The organism is Pseudomonas sp. MD195_PC81_125, from assembly GCF_014060985.1.
Taxonomy (GTDB): domain Bacteria; phylum Pseudomonadota; class Gammaproteobacteria; order Pseudomonadales; family Pseudomonadaceae; genus Aquipseudomonas; species Aquipseudomonas parakoreensis.
The window spans coordinates 1-4,688 of record NZ_JABULD010000010.1 but is presented as its reverse complement, the minus strand read 5'-3'; the positions used below and the strand labels follow the sequence as shown (position 1 = coordinate 4,688).

6 protein-coding genes are annotated in these 4,688 nt (G+C 60.0%); 5 read left to right on the top strand and 1 reads right to left on the bottom strand.

What is annotated here, in order from left to right; all coding sequences use genetic code 11:
* The 3 genes from HT737_RS00590 to HT737_RS31575 all read left to right on the top strand — a co-directional run.
* Window positions 1-828: FUSC family protein (locus tag HT737_RS00590; RefSeq protein WP_182400963.1), on the top strand; the 828-nt coding region annotated here is incomplete at its 5' end.
* 78 nt (window positions 829-906) lie between these two features.
* Window positions 907-2,175, top strand: a complete 1,269-nt coding sequence (locus HT737_RS00585; RefSeq protein WP_306287123.1) for an acyltransferase — start codon at window positions 907-909, stop codon at window positions 2,173-2,175.
* Window positions 2,117-2,797, top strand: coding sequence for an SGNH hydrolase domain-containing protein (locus HT737_RS31575; RefSeq protein ID WP_374011118.1), 681 nt, complete (start codon window positions 2,117-2,119; stop codon window positions 2,795-2,797). Before HT737_RS00585 ends, HT737_RS31575 begins: the two co-directional genes overlap by 59 nt.
* On the opposite strand, the gene HT737_RS00580 is transcribed toward HT737_RS31575, so the two are convergent.
* Window positions 2,784-3,680, bottom strand: coding sequence for a DMT family transporter (locus HT737_RS00580; protein ID WP_121185196.1), 897 nt, complete (start codon window positions 3,678-3,680; stop codon window positions 2,784-2,786). The genes HT737_RS31575 and HT737_RS00580 overlap by 14 nt on opposite strands.
* Before the next feature lie 151 nt (window positions 3,681-3,831).
* Here HT737_RS00580 and HT737_RS00575 point away from each other — a divergent pair, with 151 nt between their 5' ends.
* Both HT737_RS00575 and HT737_RS00570 read left to right on the top strand, forming a co-directional pair.
* Window positions 3,832-4,269: an Lrp/AsnC family transcriptional regulator gene (locus tag HT737_RS00575; RefSeq protein WP_007915449.1), complete on the top strand. Its 438-nt coding sequence runs from the start codon at window positions 3,832-3,834 to the stop codon at window positions 4,267-4,269.
* 58 nt (window positions 4,270-4,327) lie between these two features.
* Window positions 4,328-4,654, top strand: a complete 327-nt coding sequence (locus tag HT737_RS00570) for a YceK/YidQ family lipoprotein (RefSeq protein WP_131670327.1) — start codon at window positions 4,328-4,330, stop codon at window positions 4,652-4,654.
* The last annotated feature ends 34 nt before the right edge of the window (window positions 4,655-4,688 follow it).

Genomic DNA, 4,688 nt, shown 5'->3' with positions numbered 1-4,688 from the left:
AACGCGCCACCGGCAMCCCTGATCGGTGCCGGCGTCGGACTGGTGCTGGTGGCGCAACAGGCATGGCTGGGCCTGCCATGGCTGACCTACTTTGCCATGGCGGTGGTCTGCGGATTCTTCTCCTATCACGCGATCGGCAAAGGCGGATACACCGCCCTGCTCTCGGCGATTACCGTCTTAATCGTTGCCGGTCATGGCGACAACCCGATCACCGACGGCTTGTGGCGCGGGGTCGACATCCTGATCGGCATCGCCCTGGCCCTCGCCTTTTCCTTCGCCCTGCCGCTGTACGCGGTGTATTCGTGGCGCTACAACCTGGCCGATGCCCTGCGCGACTGCGCCACGTTGTACGGGCGAATCATCAGCGGCCAACCGGTCAGCGCCGATGAACACCTGAAGCTGATGGGCAGGGTGACCGCGGTGATGGTGCAACTGCGCTCGCTGATGCCTTCGGTGTCCAAGGAAGTGAAAATTTCCATGACCGAACTGGACGCGATTCAACGCAACCTGCGCATGTGCGTCAGCACGCTGGAAATCCTCGGCAACACCCGCCCGGATGCGAACGACCCCGACGCCATGGCGCACCTGCAATCGGCACTGCGGGCCGAGCACCGGGTGATCCGCGTGCAACTGATCGGCATGGCCCGGGCCTTGAAGTCCGGCGCCACGCAGCGCCTGCAGCGCCCGCTGGAGTTGCCGGACGCCAGTCTCGACACTCCGGTCTACAGCACACTGGACGGTTACCGGTTGCTGACCCGACAACTGGCCGCGAACATTGGTGAACTGCGCCAACGCCTGGCGATGACGGCGCCGCGCTGGAACATCTGAGCCAGCGGAAAAATCCGTGTAACAAAGCGGACACCATCACTACAATGCGCCCACAACGGATGTGACATGGACGCATAAATGCAATTCAGGAAGAGTATCAACGCCCTGCGGGCACTGGCCGTGCTGTCGGTCGTGCTGTTTCATTTCAAGGTGCCAGGGTTCGAGGGCGGGTTTGCCGGGGTTGACGTGTTCTTCGTCATCTCCGGATTCCTGATGACCGGCATCATCGTCAATGGCGTGCAACAACAGAACTTTTCCCTCCTCGGCTTCTACGCCTCTCGCGCCCGCCGCATTATTCCTGCCCTGCTGGTGCTGTGCGTTACGCTGCTGGTCTTCGGTTATCTGTACCTGCCGCTGGACGACTTGCGCGAGACGATCCGCACGATCAAGAGCAGTCTGCTATTCAGTTCGAACTTCAGTTTCGCCGAAAGCGGCAATTATTTTGCCGCACCCCTGCACGAAAACTGGTTGTTGCATACCTGGTCACTGTCGGTCGAATGGCAGTTCTATCTGCTCTATCCCGTGCTGATCATGGGTTTGCACAAGTGCTTCGGCGCCGATAAAACCCGCTTTGCCCTGGTTGCCCTGGCGTTGATGTCGCTCGCGGCGTCCATCATCGTGACCCGCGTCAACCCGACGTTCGCCTTCTACATGCTGCCCACCCGCGCCTGGGAAATGATCGCTGGCGGCCTGGTTTTTTTGTTTCCGCTACGATTGAGCCCGCGCGGCGGCGCGATTTGCGAAAGTCTCGGCCTGCTGGCGATTGCCGTCAGTGTGCTGGGCTTTTCTGAAGCCGATCTGTGGCCGGGCTACCTGGCACTGCTGCCGGTGCTGGGGGACGATGCTGGTGATTCACGGCAATACCCGGTCGGTGTTCAGCAGCAATTCTGCGCTGCAATTTGTCGGGAGTATTTCCTACTCGGTGTATCTGTGGCATTGGCCGCTGGTGGTGCTGCTGTACTTGTGCGGGCTGTTGACCAGTTGGCCACATGTGATCGGCGCGATCATCGCCTCGTTCACGCTCGGCACCCTGTCCTTCTACCTGGTGGAATCGAAGGTGAAGAAAGGTACGACCGCCACACGCACAGTCATCAAATTCGCGTCGCTGACGGTGGCTGTGGTTGCCGTGTCGGCAGTCACGTCGTCGCTGGTCAAGCAGCATCCCGATTGGCGCCCGGCGCTGGTCGAACTCGGTCAGCCGGAATACACCAGCAAACTGTATCCGCAGGAATGCTACCCCAACGCTTATGCAGCGGCGGATTGCAAACTCGGCACAGGCGAGGTGTCGGTGATTCTGTATGGCGACAGCCACGCGCAATCGACTGCAGCAGCGGTGCAGATAGATAACCCTCAAGCGGCGCTGTCTTGGTCACGGGGCGGTTGCCCGACCCTGGCGCACTTCGCCATGCACGACAAAACCGTCGAAAGCCAATGTCGAGGCTTCAATCAGGAAAAGCTGCAACAACTGAAAACCGCGTACGCCGGCGTGCCCGTGGTGCTGTTCAGCCGCGCGGCGCTGTACGCGGATTCAGGGCGGGAAAACAGCTATCGGATTTCCTTTCCCGAGCGTCAGGCCGCGTTTGCCGAAGCCTATACCGAAGAGTACGTCAGCACGGTCTGCTCAATCGCTGAAAACCATCCGGTGTATATCGTCAAACCGATCCCGGAAATGCCCTTCAGCGTCTACAAGGGTTTGAATCTGAATCAGCGGTTGTTCGGGCAAACCTCGGACATTTCCCTGCCGTTACAGGCTTACGAGAAACGCAATCGCATCGCCATCGCGACCATCGAAGCGGCGGCCAGCCGCTGTAACGCGACGGTAATCGACCCGACGCCGTACCTGTGCCCCGATGGCCACTGCATGGGCTCCATGGACGGCGTCCCGCTGTACTTTGACGACAACCATCTGGTGGATGCCGGCAATCAGCAGTTGAAAGGACTGTTCCGGGCTGTGATCAAACCGATCTGAGCTGACGCCGGGCTTTCAAGCCCCAGCCCTGTTGCATCCCGGCGGCGGCCAGCAGAATCGCCGCCACGCCGACCCATTGCAGGATTTGCAGGCGATGGCCGAAGGCAAACCAGTCGACGAAGATCGCCGCAATCGGGTAGATGAACGACAGCGCACCGGTCAGGGCGGTCGGCAGTTTCTGGATCGCGCCGTACAGCAGCACATACATCAGGCCGGTGTGGACGATGCCCAGCGTCACCAGACTGGCCCAGGCTCCGTGTGTTTGCGGCAAGCCGTTGAAGTGCGCGAACGGCGCAAGCAACAGCACTCCGGTGCAGACCTGGATCAGCGCGATCAGATGCGGCGGCGTGCCGGTCAGACGCTTGATGATCAGCGCCGCGATCGCGTAAAGCAACGCCGCGCCCAGCGCCAGCGCAATGCCCAGCAGATATTCGTGACCGCTCTCGCCCTGCCCGCCGTGGGCGCTGACGATCGCCAGCATGCCAAGGAAGGAAATCGCTAGCCAGAACAGTTTCTGCAAGGTGATTTTCTCGCCGAGAAACAGTGCCGCCAGGCCAACCAGCATGAACGGCTGCACGTTGTAGACGGCCGTCCCGATGGCAATTGAGGCCCGGGAATACGAAGCGAACAACAGCACCCAGTTGCCAACAATCGCGGCGCCGCTGAGGACGGCCAACAGGAACGTGGTACGGGTCAGAATGCCCGGACGCAGGAAGCCGAACGCGGCACAGATCAGCAGCAAGGTGCCGGCGCCGAACACGCAGCGCCAGAACACCACGTCCAGCACCGGCTGCCCGGAGACCAGCACGAACCAGCCAATGGTCCCGGAAATCAGCATGGCAGCGGTCATTTCCAATGAACCACGGCGGATTGAGTTGTCCATCATCGATCTCCCTAAACGTTTTGACGAAAGCGTGGGCAAAGTATGCCAAGCCGGCTCCCTGCGCCTCCAGCGCAAAAAGCAGGCTAAACTCGATTTTTGCCTTTTTTATCGCGGGTGGTTTCCCGCAAATGCCTTATGCCGGAGTTGCGCCATGACCGACGATATCGACCAGATCCTCATCAGCGCCCTGATGGAAGACTCACGCCGCTCGCTCAAGGCACTGGCGCAGATCAGCGGCCTGTCGTCGCCCAGCGTGGCCGAGCGCCTGCGCCGACTGGAGGAGCGCGGCGTGCTCAAGGGCTATACGGTTGAGATCGACCCGAAATGCTTCGGCTATCAACTGCAGGCCATCGTCCGGGTGAGACCGCTGCCGGGGCAATTGCAGGAAGTGGAACGACAGATCCTGTCAATTCCGGAATTCACCGAGTGCGACAAAGTCACCGGGGAGGACTGCTTCATCGCCCGCCTGCACGTGCGCTCGATGGAACAGCTCGACACCCTGCTCGACCGCCTCAACACGCTGGCCGAAACCAACACTGCGATCGTCAAGAAGACACCGGTCAAACGCCGCTTGCCGCCGATGGCGTGAGTGCTTTTTGCGCGTGTTCGGCGTAGATTGAGATTTTTCCGGCGAAGGATTGGCGGTAATGAAATTTCAGGCATTGATGCTGTCGGCAGTATTGCTCACCGGGTGCGGGACGGTGCAAACGGTTGCGTTCAGCGACAAGTTTTCCGTGGACCAGCTGAAAACCGAGAAAACCTACTGTGGCGCAGTTCCGCGCATTTACAGCGGTGCGACCTACGACTTTTGCATGCTGCACGCCGAAAAACCGGATGACGTCGACGCGTTCAATTACAACAATGCCTCTTTTGGCCTGGTGGTAGATGCCGCGGTTTCGGGTGTGCTGGATACATTTCTGCTGCCCTACACCATTTACAAACAACAGGCCGATGGCAGCATCGTGATCAACTGATCTGCTTTTCGCAGACAACAAAAAACCCGCCGAT